At 74.5% G+C, this 16,286-nt stretch carries 14 protein-coding genes; 9 read left to right on the plus strand and 5 right to left on the minus strand.

What is annotated here, in order from left to right; translation table 11 throughout:
• The first annotated feature begins 206 nt into the window (after positions 1–206).
• Positions 207–1,391 carry an elongation factor Tu gene (gene tuf / locus AKI01S_RS04930; RefSeq protein WP_067812546.1) on the plus strand — a complete coding sequence of 395 codons (1,185 nt, stop codon included), beginning with the start codon at positions 207–209 and terminating at the stop codon, positions 1,389–1,391.
• Positions 1,392–1,448: 57 nt separating this feature from the next.
• Here the strand turns inward: tuf and AKI01S_RS04935 are convergent, their stop codons facing one another.
• Both AKI01S_RS04935 and AKI01S_RS04940 read right to left on the minus strand, forming a co-directional pair.
• Positions 1,449–2,162 (minus strand): hypothetical protein, encoded by a 714-nt coding sequence (locus AKI01S_RS04935; protein WP_067812547.1) that lies wholly within the window; start codon positions 2,160–2,162, stop codon positions 1,449–1,451.
• Entirely contained in the window at positions 2,159–2,764 is a 606-nt protein-coding gene (locus tag AKI01S_RS04940; RefSeq protein WP_245681479.1) for an RNA polymerase sigma factor, read from the minus strand. Before AKI01S_RS04940 ends, AKI01S_RS04935 begins: the two co-directional genes overlap by 4 nt.
• Positions 2,765–2,903: 139 nt before the next feature.
• Here AKI01S_RS04940 and AKI01S_RS04945 point away from each other — a divergent pair, with 139 nt between their 5' ends.
• The 3 genes from AKI01S_RS04945 to AKI01S_RS04955 all read left to right on the plus strand — a co-directional run bounded on the left by AKI01S_RS04945 (position 2,904) and on the right by AKI01S_RS04955 (position 6,690).
• Positions 2,904–3,527: a superantigen-like protein SSL4 gene (locus AKI01S_RS04945; protein ID WP_067812548.1), complete on the plus strand. Its 624-nt coding sequence runs from the start codon at positions 2,904–2,906 to the stop codon at positions 3,525–3,527.
• Positions 3,518–5,650, plus strand: a complete 2,133-nt coding sequence (locus AKI01S_RS04950) for a bifunctional polysaccharide deacetylase/glycosyltransferase family 2 protein (RefSeq protein WP_067812549.1) — start codon at positions 3,518–3,520, stop codon at positions 5,648–5,650. The genes AKI01S_RS04945 and AKI01S_RS04950 overlap by 10 nt, the downstream gene beginning before the upstream one ends.
• Before the next feature lie 140 nt (positions 5,651–5,790).
• Positions 5,791–6,690, plus strand: coding sequence for an endonuclease/exonuclease/phosphatase family protein (locus AKI01S_RS04955; protein WP_067812550.1), 900 nt, complete (start codon positions 5,791–5,793; stop codon positions 6,688–6,690).
• A gap of 47 nt (positions 6,691–6,737) precedes the next feature.
• Here AKI01S_RS04955 and AKI01S_RS04960 read toward each other — a convergent pair whose 3' ends face one another.
• Together AKI01S_RS04960 and AKI01S_RS04965 are read right to left on the minus strand one after the other, a co-directional pair.
• Positions 6,738–8,294, minus strand: coding sequence for a long-chain-fatty-acid--CoA ligase (locus AKI01S_RS04960; protein WP_067812551.1), 1,557 nt, complete (start codon positions 8,292–8,294; stop codon positions 6,738–6,740).
• Between the two features lie 81 nt (positions 8,295–8,375).
• A complete protein-coding gene (locus AKI01S_RS04965; RefSeq protein ID WP_067812585.1) occupies positions 8,376–9,233 on the minus strand; it encodes a helix-turn-helix domain-containing protein in 858 nt (285 codons plus the stop codon).
• A gap of 119 nt (positions 9,234–9,352) precedes the next feature.
• Between AKI01S_RS04965 and AKI01S_RS04970 the strand changes: the two genes are divergently transcribed.
• On the plus strand, positions 9,353–10,717 hold the full coding sequence (locus AKI01S_RS04970) for an MFS transporter (protein WP_067812586.1): 1,365 nt from the start codon (positions 9,353–9,355) through the stop codon (positions 10,715–10,717).
• 34 nt (positions 10,718–10,751) lie between these two features.
• Here AKI01S_RS04970 and AKI01S_RS51585 read toward each other — a convergent pair whose 3' ends face one another.
• A complete protein-coding gene (locus tag AKI01S_RS51585; RefSeq protein WP_169813905.1) occupies positions 10,752–10,922 on the minus strand; it encodes a hypothetical protein in 171 nt (56 codons plus the stop codon).
• A 234-nt stretch (positions 10,923–11,156) separates the two neighbouring features.
• On the opposite strand from AKI01S_RS51585, the gene AKI01S_RS04975 reads away from it, so the two are divergent.
• From AKI01S_RS04975 to AKI01S_RS04990, 4 genes are all read left to right on the plus strand, one after another.
• Complete coding sequence (locus tag AKI01S_RS04975; RefSeq protein WP_067812552.1) at positions 11,157–11,855, plus strand: response regulator; 699 nt, start codon at positions 11,157–11,159, stop codon at positions 11,853–11,855.
• Positions 11,855–12,970: a sensor histidine kinase gene (locus AKI01S_RS04980; RefSeq protein WP_067812553.1), complete on the plus strand. Its 1,116-nt coding sequence runs from the start codon at positions 11,855–11,857 to the stop codon at positions 12,968–12,970. Before AKI01S_RS04975 ends, AKI01S_RS04980 begins: the two co-directional genes overlap by 1 nt.
• 266 nt (positions 12,971–13,236) lie before the next feature.
• Positions 13,237–14,649 carry an FG-GAP-like repeat-containing protein gene (locus AKI01S_RS04985; RefSeq protein ID WP_083998906.1) on the plus strand — a complete coding sequence of 471 codons (1,413 nt, stop codon included), beginning with the start codon at positions 13,237–13,239 and terminating at the stop codon, positions 14,647–14,649.
• 110 nt (positions 14,650–14,759) lie between these two features.
• Positions 14,760–16,253, plus strand: coding sequence for a VCBS repeat-containing protein (locus AKI01S_RS04990; RefSeq protein WP_157419666.1), 1,494 nt, complete (start codon positions 14,760–14,762; stop codon positions 16,251–16,253).
• Positions 16,254–16,286: the final 33 nt, after the last annotated feature.

Genomic DNA, 16,286 nt, shown 5'->3' on the forward strand with positions numbered 1-16,286 from the left:
GGTCACTCTGCTGAGCGCGGTGTCGGCTGCCTCCTTCCTGGACGCGGCAGCGGACGCCCTCGACGGCGCGCGACGCTGACCCCTCTCCGTCCCCTTCCGGAGAACCAGCGGAGAGGGGTGGAACTCGCAGGACCGTGACACGGGCCAACGCCCGCGCGCGGCGGTTCTCGCCCTTTCCCTCGGAATCCAGTGAGGACGAGATCACCATGGCCAAGCAGCTCTACGAGCGGGGCAAGCCACACCTCAACATCGGCACGATGGGCCACGTCGACCACGGCAAGACCACCCTCACCGCCGCGATCACCAAGGTGCTCGCCGAGCGCGGGATGGCGTCCGCCGTGCCGTTCGAGCGCATCGACCGGGCCCCCGAGGAGCGCGAGCGCGGCATCACCATCAACATCGCGCACGTCCACTACGAGACCGCCACCAGGCACTACGCGCACGTGGACATGCCCGGCCACGCCGACTACGTCAAGAACATGATCACCGGTGCGGCGCAGATCGACGGCGCCGTGCTGGTGGTCGCGGCGACCGACGGCGCCATGCCGCAGACCCGCGAGCACGTCGTGCTGGCCCGCCAGGTCGGCGTCCGGCACGTCGTGGTGGCGCTCAACAAGGCCGACGCGGTCGACGACCCCGAGCTGCTCGACCTGGTCGAGCTGGAGGTCCGCGACCTGCTCGCCGAGTACGGGTTCCCCGGCGACGAGGTCCCGGTCGTGCGGGTGTCGGGACTGAAGGCGCTGGAGGGCGACCCGTACTGGACCGCCCGGATCGTCGACCTGCTCGACGCGATCGACGGCTACGTGCCGATCCCGTCCCGGCTGCTGGACGCGCCGTTCCTGATGCCGGTGGAGAACGTGCTCACCATCACCGGGCGCGGCACCGTCGTGACCGGCGTGGTCGCGCAGGGCGCGATCCGGGTCGGCGAGCCCGTCGAGGTCGTCGGGCTCGGCGAGACGGCGACGTCGGTGGCGACCGGGCTGGAGACGTTCGGGCAGACCATGGACCGGGCCGAGGCCGGGGACAACGCCGCCCTGCTGCTGCGCGGGGTCAAGCGGGACCAGGTGCGGCGCGGCCAGGTCGTCGCCGCCCCCGGCACGATCGAGCCGCACACCCGGTTCCGGGCGCGGGTGCGGGTGCTGACCGCCGAGGAGGGCGGCCGGACCGGGCCGTTCCTCCACGGCTACCGGCCGCAGTTCCACTTCCGCACCACCGACGTGCCGGGCACGGTGGACCTGGGCGGTGACGGCGGGATGGCGTTGCCGGGCGACACCGTCGAGATGACGGTCGAGCTGGGCAAGCCGGTCGCCATGACCGAGGGCCTCGGGTTCGCCATCCGCGAGGGCGGCCGGACCGTCGGCGCCGGAACGGTGACCGAGCTGCTCGGTTAGGGGGAGGAGAGACCGCGGGACCCGTCCCGCGGTCTCTTCGCGTCCGGGGCCGGTCCTCTAGCGGCGGGGGTTCTCCCGGTCGCGGTGGGGGAGCTTCGGGGGATGCCGCGGATCGTGGTGGCCGGGGGCGTCCTCCTGCCCGGCGTCCTTCCCGCCCTTACGGCCCTGGCCGCCCTGGCCGCTCTGGCCACCTTGGCCACCTTGGCCATCTTGGCCGCCCTGGCCGTTCTGACCGCCCTGGCCGGGCTTGTGCGGCTTGCTCTTGTTCCGGTCCCGGTTGTCCCCGCCCTGGCCTCCATCGCCGTTCGACGGCGGCCTCCCCTCCTGCCCGCGGCCCTTGCCGTCCGGGGCGGACGGCGTCGGGGAGCCCGAGGGCGCCGGCGTGCCCGAGGACGTCGGGTCGCCGGGCACGGTGCGCGGGATCGGGGAGTTCGGATCGACCGGGACCATGTTCCCGCTCCCGGGCGCGGGCCGGTGCGTCGGCGACGCCGGGGGCCGGGACGGGCTCTGCCCGGGAAGGTTTCCGGTGCTGGCGGCCCAGGCGACTCCGCCGCCCGCCAGCAGTGCGGCCGCCACGACGGCGGCCTTGACGGTCAGCAGCCGGGTCCGGCCCCGCCGGCCCGGGGCGGCGGCCCGGGCGTCACGGAACGCCGCCACGGCGGCCTCCTCGCCGGTCAGCTCCTCGGGGCGGGCGGGAGCGGTCGCGGCGGCCAGCAGCCGGGTCATCCCGGCGTGGTCCCCGAAGTCGGGGAGTCCCTCGCGCTCGTTCATCTCGTCCCTTCAGCGCCGGAGACCGCCGATTCGTCACCCGACAGCCGGGAGGCGAGCCGCCGCAGTCCCCGGTAGGCGGAGGTCCGCACCGCTCCGGGACGCTTGCCCAGCACCTTTCCGGCCGTCTTGGCGTCGAGCCCCACCACCACCCGGAGCAGCACGGCCTCGGCCTGGTCGCGGGGGAGTTCGGCGATCAACGTCAGGGCCGCCTCGGTGGCCATGCCGTCCAGCGCGAGGGAGGCGGTGTCGCCGTCGGCGGCCAGCGCGGCCAGCGCCTCCGCCGGAAGGTCGGCGACCGGGCGGCGCGCCTGGCGGCGCAGCAGGTCGAGGGCCCGGTTGCGGGCGACGGTCGCCGCCCAGCCGCGGAACTTGTCCAGGTCCCCCCGGAAGCGGGGCAGGTCCCGCGCGATCTGGAGCCACGCCTCCGACGTCACGTCCTCGGCGTCCTCGCCGACCAGCGCCCGGACATAGCGCAGCAGCCGAGGCTGGGTGTCCCGGTAGAGCAGCCGGAACGCCGCCTCGTCGCCGTCACGGGCCGCCGCGACGGCGCGGGTCAGTTCCTCCTCCCCGGCCGCATCCCTGACCGGGACCGCATCCTTCACCCCCACATTGTGCAGTCCCGCGTGCCCTGCCCGGGCCCTTCCGCCACGATCGGCCACTTCGATCATCAACTGTGACACTCACGGCCCTTCCGACGCTGAGTGTCGTGACCACCCGCCGCACCCCTCCCGCTGGAACGACATGAACGACACGATCGCCCCTGGGCCGGAACCGGAAGCGCCCGCGCCGGACGGGCGCACCCTCCTCCAGGAGACGCCGGTCCGGGTCACCCTGACCCCTCCCGTCCCGGGCCGCCGACCCTCCGATCCGGACGACGCCGCCCCCGTCTTCGTGGACGCCTCCGGCCGCCGTCGCCGCCTCGTCCGCCAGGCCGGCGTGGCCTGCGGGGGGCTGCTGGCGCTGTTCCTGGTCGCGATGGGGGTGAGCGTGGCGACCGGGGCCGACGTGCCGTTCACGCCGTGGTCCTCCCAGCAGAACGAGGCCGACGGCGGCAAGCGGAAGAACCCGCCCCTGCTCAAGCACCACCCGGGCAGCGTCCCGACCGGCGACCCGCGGCTTCCGGGCGCGCCGCCCGCGCCCCGGGGCGACGGCTCCGGGCCGTCCCCCACCGCACCGCCGTCGACGCGGCCCTCCGCCCCCGCGCCCCGGCCGTCGGGGCGGCCGTCCGGCCGCCCGTCCCAGCGGCCGACGTCCGCGCCGACGTCGGCCGTTCCCACGGTGCCCGGGGAGCCGCTGCCCACGCCCACCCGCCCGGGCCGGGGCAACGGGAACGGGAACGGCAACGGAAAGAACAAGTGGTGGTGAAGCGCGCCGAACCCCGGAGCCACTGGCTCCTGCTGCTGCTCGGCGCGTTCTCGCTGGCCGCGATGCTGCTGCTGGACGGGTTCGCGCGCGGCGTGGTCGGCGAGGCCCCGCGCACCGATCCCCCGCCCCGGCCCCCCGCGCCCGCCGAGGTCACCTCCGGCGGCCCGGTCGTCAGCCTGGACGGCGACCGGCCGCGCAGCCTGCGGATGCCCACGCGGACGATCGCGCTGACGTTCGACGACGGGCCCGACCCGCGGTGGACGCCGAAGCTGCTGGACCTGCTGCGGCGGCACAACGCGCGCGCCACGTTCTTCGCCACCGGCACGCACATCGCCCAGCACCCCGAGCTGACCCGCCGGATCCTGCGGGAGGGACACGAGATCGGGTCGCACACCTACACGCACATCGACATGGCGACCGCGCCCGCCTGGCGCAACCGCCTCGAACTCGACCTCACCCAGCGGGCGCTGGCCGGGACGGCCGGAGTGCACACCCGGCTGCTGCGGATGCCGTACTCGTCCCGGCCCGACGGCCTCACCGACCCCGAGTGGCGCGCCGCCCGCCAGGCCGGGACCGCCGGATACGTGGTCGTGCTCACCGACCGGGACACCGAGGACTGGGCCCGGCCCGGCGCGGAGAAGATCGTCGAGCGGTCGCTGGCGGCGGAACGGCGCGGCGAGGGCGCGATCGTGATGCTGCACGACTCCGGCGGCGACCGGACCCCGACCGTCGCCGCCGTCGAGCAGGTGCTGCGGCGGCTGTCCCCGCAGGGGTACCGGTTCACGACCGTCACCGAGGCGCTGCGGCTGCCCCGCGCCGAGGCCTCCGCGTCGCTCACCGACCGGATGATCGGCAAGACGCTCGTCGCGGCGCAGCGGACCGGCGGCCGGCTCACCCGCTGGCTCCAGATCGCGTTCGTGCTCGTCGGGGTGCTGTGCGCGCTTCGGCTGGTCGTGCTGCTGGTGTGCGCCCACGTGCACATGCGGCGGGTGCGGCGGCGCCGGCGGGTGTTCCCCGCGACGATGCCGCCCGTGTCGGTCGTCGTCCCGGCCTACAACGAGGAGGCGGGGATCGCGGCGACCGTCCGCTCCCTGCTGGACAACGACTATCCGGGTCCCGTCGAGGTGGTCGTGGTGGACGACGGGTCGTCGGACCGCACCGCCGAGATCGTCGAGTCGCTGGCGCTGCCCGGGGTGCGGCTGGTCCGCAAGCCGAACGGCGGCAAGCCCAGCGCGCTGAACGCCGGGATCGCGGCGGCGCGCGCCGAGATCCTCGTGCTGGTGGACGGCGACACCGTCTTCCAGCGCGACACCCTGCGGAACCTGGTGTTCCCGCTGCGGGACCCCGAGGTCGGCGCGGTCAGCGGCAACGCCAAGGTCGCCAACCGGCGCGGGGTGCTGGGGCGCTGGCAGCACATCGAGTACGTGATCGGCTTCAACCTGGACCGCCGCATGTTCGACGTGTTCCGGTGCATGCCGACGATCCCCGGCGCGATCGGCGCGTTCCGGCGGCGCGCGCTGGTGTCGGTGGGCGGCGTCCACGACGACACGCTCGCCGAGGACACCGACCTGACCATGGCGCTCGGCCGGGCCGGATGGCGCGTGGTGTACGAGGAGAACGCGCTGGCCTGGACCGAGGCCCCGGCGTCGCTGCGGCAGCTGTGGCGGCAGCGGTACCGCTGGTGCTACGGGACCGTCCAGGCGATGTGGAAGCACCGGGGCGCGGTGCTGGAACGCGGCCGGGCCGGGCGGTACGGGCGGCGCAGCCTGACCTACCTGACGGTGTTCCAGGTGATCCTGCCGCTGCTGGCGCCGGCGGTGGACCTGTTCGCGCTGTACGGCGTCGTGTTCATGGACCCGACGGCCCCGGCGCTGATGTGGCTGGCGTTCACCGCCGTCCAGGTGGCCGCGGGCGGGTACGCGCTGTGGCTGGACGGCGAGAGGATCGGGCCGCTGTGGACGCTGCCGCTCCAGCAGATCGTGTACCGGCAGCTGCTGTACCTGGTGGTGATCCAGTCGTTGGTGACGGCCATGCTGGGTGTGCGGCTACGGTGGCAGGTGATCCGCCGGACCGGGACGTTCTCGGACGTTCCGGGGACACCCTCGGAACTGCCCGCCCGCTGAACCCTCCCCGGTGAGGTCCCGCCGCCGCCCGAACGTGACCACCCGAACGTGATCGCACGGTCGCGTTCGGGTGGCGGCAGGGATCTTGGTTGTGGTGAGATCTCCCCTGAAATCCCCGCATTCTCATCTCTGGAGAACGTGTGCGAGCCCCCCGCGCTCTGATCCCCCTGCTCGCCGTTGCCGGTGCCGCCGCCGTGGTCGCCACCGCCGGTGCCGGTTCCGCCATCGACGGGCTCCCGTCGTTCGGTCCCGCCCATGCCGACCAGTCCCGCGAGACCTCCCCCGTCTCGATCGCGACGGTGACCTGGAACGTCTGCGGTGACGCCGGTCCCGGCTGCCCTCTCGGCCCCCGCCCCGCCGACCTCGCCCGACGGCTGACCGCCCAGGCCCAGGGCACCGTCGTCGGCGGACGCAAGGTCCAGACCGACGCGCTGCTGCTCCAGGAGGTGTGCTCCGGGCACGTGACCACCCTGGAGAAGACGGCGGCGCTGAAGGGGTGGAGCTGGGCGTTCGCCGCCCACACCCAGAACGGCAGGCCGCGTGCCTGCGCCAACGGGCAGGGCCGCTTCGGCGTCGCGCTCGGCGTCCGCGGGGCGGTGGGCGACGTCCGCCGGACCGATCTGCCGTCGCCCCCCGCCCACGGCCGCGTCGCGCTGTGCGGCACCGTGGACGCCTGGCAGACGCGGCTGTGCACCGCCCAGCTCAGCTCGGCCGACGACCCGGCCGGGGAGTGGCGCCGCAAGCAGACCGCGAGGCTCGCCGAGCTGGCCGCCGGAGCCCGCACGATCCTGGCGGGCGACTTCGTCGAGGGGCCCCGGGGCAGGGCGCTGGACCCGCTGTACCACTCCTACGCCGAGTGCGACCAGGGCCCGGAGAAGCGCGGCGGGGGCAGGACCGCCCAGGACGGCGCGGGCAACGCGACCGAGAAGACCGACTACCTGTTCACGGCGAAGTCGGCCAGCATCTCCTGCACCGTTCCCACCAGGGCCGAGCACGCCTCCGACCACCGCCCGGTCTCGGCGGTCGTCCGCTTCAACTGACCCGCGCGTCCCCCTTCGCCGGCGTGCGGCGGAGGGGGCGCGGCGGCTCAGTGGACCGAACGGTCCTGGCCCTGCCAGTAGGGCGCGCGGAGCTCACGCTTGAGGATCTTGCCCGACGGGTTGCGGGGGATCTCGGTGCGGATCTCCACCGAGGTCGGGCACTTGAAGTGGGCCAGCCGGTCGCGGCAGTAGTCGATCAGCTCCCGCTCCGGGACCTCCTCGCTGAGGACGACGACCGCCTTCGGCGTCTCGCCCCACTTCTCGTCGGGCACGCCGATCACCGCGCAGTCGGCGACCTTGGGGTGGCCCATCAGGACGTTCTCCACCTCGGCGGGGTAGATGTTCTCCCCACCGGAGATGATCATGTCCTTGACGCGGTCGTGGATGTAGAGGTAGCCGTCCTCGTCCAGGTAGCCCGCGTCGCCGGTGCGGAAGAAGCCGTCGGGCAGCAGCGCCGCCTCGGTGGCCTCCGGGAGCCCCCAGTAGCCCTTCATGTTCTGCGGGGTGCGGCACAGGATCTCGCCGACCCGCCCGGTGGGGACCTCCTCCAGCGTGGCCGGATCGACGATCCGCAGCTCGCACTCGGGATTGGGGATGCCCGCCGCGCGCAGCCGGTGCGGGTGCGGGCCGTCGGGGTCGTGGTCCTCCGGCGGCAGGTACGTGATCGCGCCGGTGGTCTCCGTCAGCCCGTACAGCTGCATGAACCGCGTGTCCGGCAGCATCCGCATCGCGCCGCGCAGCACGTCCTCGCTGATCGGGGACGCGCCGTACAGGACCAGCCGCAGGCTCGACAGGTCGGTCGCGACGACCTCGGGGATCAGCTGCATGAACTGGAGCAGGACCGGGACCAGGAAGATGTGCGTGACGCCGTGCCGCTCGATCTCCTTCGCGATGCCCACCGGGTCCGGCTCGCGCACGATCACGCCGGTGATCCCGTCGTAGACCACGCACGTGGTGATGCCGCTGCCCGCCACGTGGTACATCGGCATCGCGACCATCAGCACGGTCGAGTCGTCGATGTCCCACACCTGGTGGGTGAGCGGCAGCACCGACAGCCAGTTGGCGTGGGTGAGCATCACGCCCTTGGGCAGGCCCGTGGTGCCCGACGAGTAGAGCTGGACGTAGACGTCGTCCGGGTCCTCCTCGTGCGCGGGCGGCGCGGGCTCGTGCCCGTCCACCCACGCCCGGTGCTCGCGGTAGGAGTGGCCCTCGCCGCCGACGACCGTGATCAGCTCGGTGTGCTCCAGCTTGTCGGCGATCGCGTCGAGGACCGGGACGAACTCCGGCCCCGCCACCAGCACCCTGGCCCGGGCGTTGTTGACGATGTAGGCCACCTCGTCGGGGGCCAGCCGGTAGTTGATGGGGACCTGGACGGCCCCGATCCGGGGCGCGCCGAACAGCAGCTCGGCGTACTCCAGGGAGTTCTTGTCGAGTACCGCGACCCGGTCGCCGCGGCCGACGCCGGCCGCCGCGAGCGCCGCCGCGGCGCGGTCCACGCGTTCGTCGAACTCGCGGTAGGTGACGGAGACGTCGCCCGCGTGGAAGGCGACGCGGTCGGGATGCTGGCGTGCTCTCTCGCGCAGGATGTCGGACAAGCCCGGCACGGACGGCCCCTTTCGCCGAAGCCACCTGGTTGTCTGGGCATCATGCGGTGCCGGGCGCACCCGGGCAAGGGGAACGCGCGATCAGTTCCGGTCACCGGTGAGGTCGGCGAGCAGCCGCAGGCCGGTTTCGTCCGGAGTGCCGGGTTCGGCGTAGAACAGTGCGAGCCGCTGCCGGTCGTCGTCGGGCAGCTCCAGCGTCTCGTTGATCAAAGTGAGCGGCCCGACCGTCGGGTGGCGCAGCTCGCGCACGTAGTGAGCGCAGGCCCGCACCGGATGCGCCGACCACAGCGCCGCGAAGTCCCGGCTCTTCATCGTCAGCTCCCCGACCAGCGCGGCCAGCTCCCGGTCGTCGGGGTACCGGGCCGCCGCGCGCCGCAGGTCCGCGACCGTGTCGCGGGCCTTGGCGCGCCAGTCGGCGTACAGCTCGCGGGTGTGGGCGTCCAGGAACACCAGGCGGGCGATGTTGGGGCGGTCCCCCGGCCGGTCGGGGGCGTCGAAGTCCAGGTGGGCGGCCAGCAGCGCGTGGGCCATGCGGTTCCAGGCGAGCACGTCGGCGCTCCGCCCGACGACCAGCGCGGGGACGTCGCCGACGGCCGTCAGCATCGCGCGCAGCGCGGGCCGCAGGCGTTCCGGCCGGGGGCGGCGGCGCGCCGCGGGCCTGGCCGGGCGGGCCAGCGCGTACAGGTGGGCGCGCTCGTCGGGGTCCAGCCGCAGCACGCGGGCGATGGCGTCGAGGACGGCGTCGGAGGCGTTCGGGCTGTGCCCCTGCTCCAGCCGCGTGTAGTACCCGGCGCTGACCCCGGCGAGCTGCGCCAGCTCCTCGCGGCGCAGGCCCGGGACCCGGCGGCGCCCGCCGAAGTCGGCCAGCCCCACCTCGGCCGGGGTCAGCCGGGCCCGCCGGGTCCGCAGGAACTCGCCCAGTTCAGCGCTTCGCTCCATGCCCTCCAGCATGGCCCATCGGCCGGGGGCCGAGCCTGCACCTGCCAGGGGTGGCCTCCGCGGAACCATCCACGGCAGGGGGCTGGGTGGGTCCGGCGGCCGGCCGCAGGCTGTCGGCCATGAGCACGACGACTTCCCACGCGCCGCCGGCGGACCGGCTCGGCGCGCGTGACCTGCTGGTTCTCCTGACGTTGTGCGGCGCGACGTTCCTGACGGGGCTGGACTACTCGATCGTCACCGTCGCGCTGCCGAGCATCGGCCGTGACCTGGGCTTCTCCTCGCCGGGCGCCCTGCAGTGGGTGGCGACCGCGTGCGTGCTGCCGACGGCGGCGCTGCTGCCGCTGTGCGGGCGGCTGTCGGACCTGGTGGGGCGGCGCCGGCTGTTCACCTGCGGGGTGGTGGCGTTCACGGCGGCGTCGCTGGCGGCCGCGCTGGCCGTCTCCCCGGCGACGCTGGTCGCCGCCCGGGTCGCCCAGGGCGTCGCGGCGGCGGCGATCGGCGCGACCGCCATCGCGCTGCTGACCGCCGTGTTCCCCGAGGGCCCGCGCCGCACCCGCGCGCTGGGCGTGAACGGCGCGGTCCTGTCCCTCGGCTTCGTCACCGGGACGATCGGCGGCGGCGCCGTCACCACCGGCCTGAACTGGCGCTGGACCATGTTGCCGCTGGTGCTCATCGGGGCCGCCGCGCTGGCGGGCGCGGCGCTGCTGCCGCGCGACGGCGACCGGACCGCGACCCGGCTGGACGTGCCCGGCGCGGTGCTGGCCGGCGGCGGCCTGTTCGCCCTGGTCTACGCGGTCTCGACCGGCGCGCACGCGGGCTGGGCGGCGGTCGCGGCGGTGGCGCTGGGCGCGTTCCTGCTGGTCGAGGCCCGGCACCCCGCGCCGCTGATCCCGCTTCCGCTGCTGGCCCGGCCCACCGTGAAGTGGAGCCTGCTGCTCGGGCTGGTGACGTTCGGGATGTGCGGCGGCGCGACGTTGCTGCTCAGCCTGTACCTCCAGGAGGTGCTGGGCTGGTCGCCGCTACGGACCGGTTTCGGCCTGCTGGCCGAGGGCGTCGCCGCGCTGGCCGCCGGGGGCGCGGCGGGCCGTCTGGTCACCGCGCGCGGCGCGGCGTTCGTGCTGGTCGTCGGCCTGCTCACGCAGGCGGCGGGCACGGCGGCGATGGCGCTGCTCCCGGCGCACGGGAACCTGCCGCTGCTGCTGGGGACCTCGGCGGCGCTGGGATTCGGGCACGTGCTGGCGGTGGTGGCGTTCACCACCGCGCTGACCTCCGGCCTGCGCGACGACGAGCGGGGCGTCGCCGGAAGCCTGGCGCAGACGCCGCAGTTCGTCGGGTCCGTGGGCGTGGCGGCGCTGGCCGCGTTCGCCGGGGCGCGGGGCGGCCTGGCCGGGCTGCACGCGGCGTTCCTGGCGGCGGGCCTGGTCACCCTGGCCGGGGTGCCGGTGGCGGCGTTCCTGCTGCCCCGCGCCACCGGTCGGCGCTGACGGGAGGGGCCCCGGCGGCGGGGCCCCTCCGGCGTCAGACGCGCTTCTTGCTCTTGGCCAGCACCGTGACCACCAGGTAGACGACGACGGCGATGATCCCGATGAAGAAGAAGAACTTCAGCATCGAGAAGAGCCATCCCAGCGCCGTGAAGGCGAGCCAGATGGCGAGGATGACACCGATGATTGTCAGGATTGTCCGACCCATGTGCCCCAACGTATGCGGCGCCGGACGGGGGCGTCATCACCCTGGAGGACGACCCGACCCCGACTTCCGGGGGTCACCGACCCTGAGTCTTCGGGGGCGGGAAGGGGGCGGACATCCGCCCATCGAAGCGATGATCGCGAAGAGTGGGGTGGATCGCTCACTTCTTACGAGGTGGTGACGTGCCTGCCGGTTCGGGCGTTCCGGCGCGTAGCGTGAGCTCGTGAGGAACGCGTCATGAGCGCCGGGCGGGTCCTGGTCGTGGACGACGACCCGACCGTGGCCGAGGTCGTCGCCCGCTACCTGGAACGGGACGGGCACGAGGTCGAGTGCGTCGCCGACGGCGCGCGGGCGCTGCGGCGGGCGGCGGACCGGCCGCCCGACCTGGTCGTGCTCGACCTGATGCTGCCCGGCATGAGCGGGCTAGAGGTCTGCCGGAGGCTGCGCGCGACCTCCGCCGTGCCGATCGTGATGCTGACGGCGCTCGGTGACGAGAACGACCGGCTCGTCGGGCTGGAGAGCGGCGCCGACGACTACGTGACCAAGCCGTTCAGCCCGCGCGAGCTGGCGTTGCGGGTCCGCTCGGTGCTGCGGCGGGCGCGCGGCGCGGTCGTGCCGGGCGTCGGCGGGCCGCTGCGCGACGGGGACCTGGTCGTGGACGTCGTCGCGCACGAGGCCGAACGCGCCGGACGCCGCCTGACGCTGACCGCCCGCGAGTTCGACCTGCTGGCGTTCCTGCTGCGCAACCCGCAGCAGGCGTTCACCCGCGACCAGCTGCTGGACCGGGTGTGGGGGTGGTCGTTCGGCGACTCCTCCACGGTCACCGTGCACGTGCGGCGGCTGCGGGAGAAGATCGAGGACGACCCGGCCGCGCCGCGCCGCATCGTCACCGTGTGGGGCGTCGGCTACCGCTACGAGCCCGCGGGGGACGCGTGATGCTCGCGTTCGACGAGCTGCTGTGGGTCGCCTGGTACGCGGCGGTGGCGGCGTTCACGGTCGCGATGCTGGCGCTGGGGCTGCTGCACCGGCTGCGCCGCCGGTCGGTGGCCACGCAGTCGCTGGTGGTCGGCGTGGCGACGGTGCTGGCGACGGTCTCCGGCATCGTCGTGATCGCGCTGATGATGCTGGTCAACGAGCACGATCTGGCGGTGACGCTGTCGGTGGTCACCGCGTCGGGCCTGGTGGCGCTGGTGGTGTCGGCGCTGCTGGGCCGCCGGCTGGTCGCCGCGAACCGGGCGCTGTCGGACGCGGTGCGCGCCGACCCGTTCCGGCCGCCCGCCGTGGACCTGCCCGCCGAGCTGGCCGAGCTGTCCCGCGAGCTGGAGGCCGCCCACGCCCGCCTGGAGGCCGCCCACCGGCGCGAGCAGGCCCTGGAGGCCAGCCGCCGCGAGCTGGTCGCCTGGGTCAGCCACGACCTGCGCACCCCGCTGGCGGGCCTGCGCGCGATGGCCGAGGCGCTGGAGGACGAGGTGGTGACCGACGCCGAGACGGTCCGCCGCTACCACGGGCGCATGCGCGTCGAGACCGACCGCCTGGCGGAGATGGTGGACGACCTGTTCGAGCTGGCGCGCATCCACGCGGGCGCGCTGCGCCTGTCGCGCCGCCGCGTCGGGCTGGCCGACCTGGTCGCCGAGGCCGTGGCGGGCACCGAGCCGCTCGCCCGCGCCAAGGGGATCCGGCTGAGCGGCGGCGTCCACGCGGGCGTTCCGCTGGAGGTGGACGCGAACGAGCTGGGCCGCGCCCTGCGCAACCTCGTCGTCAACGCGATCCGGCACACCCCCAGCGACGGCGCGATCGAGGTCAGCGGCGAGGTCGTCGACGGCGAGGCGCGGGTGACCGTGGCCGACGCCTGCGGCGGCATCCCCGAGCCCGACCTGCCGCGCGTGTTCGACGTGGCGTTCCGGGGCGAGACGGCCCGCACGCCCGGCGGCGGCGCGGGGCTGGGCCTGGCGATCACCCGGGGGATCGTGGAGGCGCACCGGGGCGCGGTCGAGGTCGCCAACGCGGGACCGGGCTGCCGGTTCACCGTCCGGCTGCCGCTGTCGGCCTAGAAATGTCGACAAACCGACAAGTCGCCTAGTCGATCACCGCGGGGCGCTGTGACCAGCGCCTCAGGCGTGATCTGCCTCATCCTCGGGGCCGCGCCGAGGAGGTGGGCCGTCCCGCGCGAGGTGCGGCCAAGCCTTTGACCAGCCATTACCTTCCCCGGAAGCGGGCCGCTGTGGCGCGCGTCACGAACCATAAGCAACTGCTTGCGCAGGGTAACGTTCCGCCTGGCTCATTGGACTGGATGTTCATAAGACTCTGGAGGTGGACCGTGCGTACGCGGGTCGCGGGCGCCCTGGCGCTCAGTGCCGTGCTCGGCTGCGGGCTGGTGGGGACCGCCGTCCCCGCCGCCGCGCGCGGCGTCGCCGCCCCCTACGACTTCGACGGCGACGGCCACCGCGACCTGGTCGTGGGCAGCCCCGGCGGCGTCGCGGGCGGCAAGCGCGGCGCGGGTTTCGTCACCGTCGTCCCCGGCTCCCGCGGCGGCCTGGACACCCGCCGCCGCAAGGTCGTCAGCCAGGCCGACGGCTGGGTGCCCGGCGCGGCCGAGCCCGGCGACCGCTTCGGCTCCGCCCTGGCCTCCGCCGACCTCGACCGCGACGGCTACGCCGACCTCGCCGTCGGCGTGCCCGGCGAGGACGGCGGCCGCCACGCCGACGCGGGCGGCGTCACGATCCTGTGGGGCTCCCGCGACGGGCTGACCCGCGCCACCGCCCACACCGAGGCCGGGACCCCCGGCGCCCGGCACCGGTTCGGCGAGTCCCTGGCCACCGGCGACATCCAGGGCGACGGATCGCCCGAGGTGTTCGTGACGATCCCCGGCACCAGCACCTACACCTGGCTGTACTTCGGCGGGACCCGCGCGTCGGGCACCCCCGCCGTCGGCTCCCGGAGCGCGGGCGACGTGGACCGCTCCTGGGTGGCCTCCGGCGACGTCGACGGCGACGGGCGCGGCGACGTCGTCTACGCCTGGTACGACGACGATGACCCCGAGGTGGGCCACCGGCGCGGCTTCTCGGTCTTCCACGGGACGTCCTCCGGCGGCTTCACCCGGGGCCGGACCGTGTACACCACGGTCCACGCCCTCGCGGTCGGCGACTTCGACGGCGACCGCCGCGCGGACATCGCGGTCGGCGACACCGACGACCACCCCTCGGCGGGCGGCCGGGTGACCGTCCACCGGGGCGGCCGGCTCGGCCTGGCCGGGTCCTACCCGCTGGACCAGCGCACTCCCGGCGTTCCCGGCACCGGCGTCAACGAGGACCTGTTCGGCGACTCCCTGGCCGCCGGCGACGTCAACGGCGACGGCCGCGCGGACCTGGCGGTCGGCGCGCCCAAGGCGGACATCGGCCGCACGTTCGACACCGGCCGCGCCTACCTGCTGCTCGGCTCCCCGCGCGGCCTGACCGGGAACGGCGCGCAGGCCCTCACCCAGAACACCGGCGGCGTCCCCGGCACGGCACGGCCGTACGAGCACTTCGCCCGGCAGGTCTCCCTGCTGGACCACACCCGGGACGGCCACGCGGACCTGACGATCGGCGCCCCCGACGAGGGCGAGGGCAGCGTCACGCTGGTCCGGGGCGGCACCACCGGCCTGACCCCGAAAACGGCGGCGACGCTGACCCCGGCGACCCTGGGCCTCCGCAACCGAACCCCCCGCCTCGGCACCCTCCTCGGCCACTGACCCCGGCCAATTGCACAAAATTTCAATATCCGGGTAAACGCTTCCTCCGGCACACGCGTCTCTCAGGTGACGCGCGCGTGAAACGCGCGCCCACCTGGAGGTTTCCCCCTTTGCGCAAGCGTCTGTTCCCGCGTGCCGCCGCACTCTCCACGGCCGCCGTCCTGAGCGGTCTCGGCCTCGCCGCCCTGGCCCCCGCCGCCGGCGCCGCCACCCCGGCCAAGCCGTACGACTTCAACGGCGACGGCTACCGCGACCTGGCGGTCGGCAGCCCGAACGGCACCGTCGGAAGCAAGAAGCAGGCCGGGTTCGTCACGGTCGTCTACGGCGCGTCCTCGGGCCTGAACAAGTCCAAGCGGCAGATCCTCTCGCAGGACACCAGGGGCGTCGCCGGGGCCGCCGAGACCGGCGACCACTTCGGTCACGCCGTCGCCTCGGCCGACTTCGACCGCGACGGCTACGCCGACCTCGCCGTCAGCGCTCCCGACGAGGACTCGGGCAGCCTGGCCAACGCCGGCGGCCTCACCATTTTCTGGGGCACGAGGTCCGGCCTGAACACCAACGCGTGGACCGGGGCGTTCGAGCCCGGCCAGCCCTCCGGCGGCCGCGCCGGGCTCTCCATGACCGCGGGCGACTTCAACGGCGGCGGCAACCCGGACCTCGCCTACAGCGGCGCGAGCTTCTGGGGCTGGCTGTCGTTCGAGCCGGGCACCGGCGCCCGGGTGTCCCGCACCCGGCCGTTCACGCCGCACCGCATGACCGCGCCGGGCCCGCGACGGAACGCGCGGGCCGCGGCCGCCACGCCCATGACCGTCCTGGTCTCCCAGGGCCACGTCACCGGGTCGAAGCACGCCAACGTCGTGTTGACCTGGAAGAACCCGGCGGCGACCGACCCGGTCCAGCGCGAGGCGATCGTCGTGTGGGAGCCGGACGGCGCCCACTCCCTGGTTCCGAAGGCGACGGTCAACGCCGAGACCGGCCGTCCCGTGGTCGGCGACTTCGACGGCGACCGGTACGCCGACGTCGCGCTCGGCCAGTCCGGCGACACCGGTCACACCGGCGGCCAGGTCACCGTCTACAAGGGCTCGGCGGCGGGCATCACCGCCGACGCGAAGACCGTCCTCAGCATCGAGAAGCTGAAGCTGCCCGGCGCCGGCGCCGCCGGGAACGGCTTCGGCGCCGACCTGGCGGCCGGGGACGTCACCAGGGACGGCAGGGCCGACCTCGCCATCGGCGTTCCGGGCTACAAGGTCAGCGGCCAGCCCGCCGCGGGCGGCGTGTTCGTGCTGTTCGGCTCGGCCAAGGGCCTGGGCTCCCACGGTGCGGAGTGGATCTCGCAGAGCACGTCGGGCGTTCCGGGCGGCTCGGAGAAGAACGACCGGTTCGGTTCCGGCGTGACCCTCCTGGACCACACGAAGGACGGACACGCCGACCTGGTGGTGGGCTCGTCCGGTGAGAACGGCACCGAGGGGGCGCTGTTCGGCTCCAAGGGCAGGTCGTACGGTTTCCGCACGAGCTCCGGTGCGGTCTCCGGTGCGTCCTGGGCCCCGAACACGTTCGGCGTGGGCGGCAAGGTCGCCCAGTACGGCCTGATCCTGGGCGACTGACGGCCGTTCGCCCGCGGGGCGGGCCCTTCCCGA

Source organism: Actinomadura kijaniata NBRC 14229, assembly GCF_001552175.1.
Taxonomy (GTDB): Bacteria; Actinomycetota; Actinomycetes; order Streptosporangiales; family Streptosporangiaceae; genus Spirillospora; species Spirillospora kijaniata.

Excerpts from the sequence above, each read along its gene's own strand:
- AKI01S_RS04935 (WP_067812547.1), bottom strand. The coding sequence starts at position 2,162 with ATGAACGAGCGCGAGGGACTCCCCGACTTCGGGGACCACGCCGGGATG.
- AKI01S_RS04970 (WP_067812586.1), top strand. The coding sequence starts at position 9,353 with ATGAGCACGACGACTTCCCACGCGCCGCCGGCGGACCGGCTCGGCGCG.
- AKI01S_RS04945 (WP_067812548.1), top strand. The coding sequence starts at position 2,904 with ATGAACGACACGATCGCCCCTGGGCCGGAACCGGAAGCGCCCGCGCCG.
- AKI01S_RS04975 (WP_067812552.1), top strand. The coding sequence starts at position 11,157 with ATGAGCGCCGGGCGGGTCCTGGTCGTGGACGACGACCCGACCGTGGCC.
- AKI01S_RS04980 (WP_067812553.1), top strand. The coding sequence starts at position 11,855 with ATGCTCGCGTTCGACGAGCTGCTGTGGGTCGCCTGGTACGCGGCGGTG.
- AKI01S_RS51585 (WP_169813905.1), bottom strand. The coding sequence starts at position 10,922 with ATGGGTCGGACAATCCTGACAATCATCGGTGTCATCCTCGCCATCTGG.
- AKI01S_RS04965 (WP_067812585.1), bottom strand. The coding sequence starts at position 9,233 with ATGGAGCGAAGCGCTGAACTGGGCGAGTTCCTGCGGACCCGGCGGGCC.
- tuf (WP_067812546.1), top strand. The coding sequence starts at position 207 with ATGGCCAAGCAGCTCTACGAGCGGGGCAAGCCACACCTCAACATCGGC.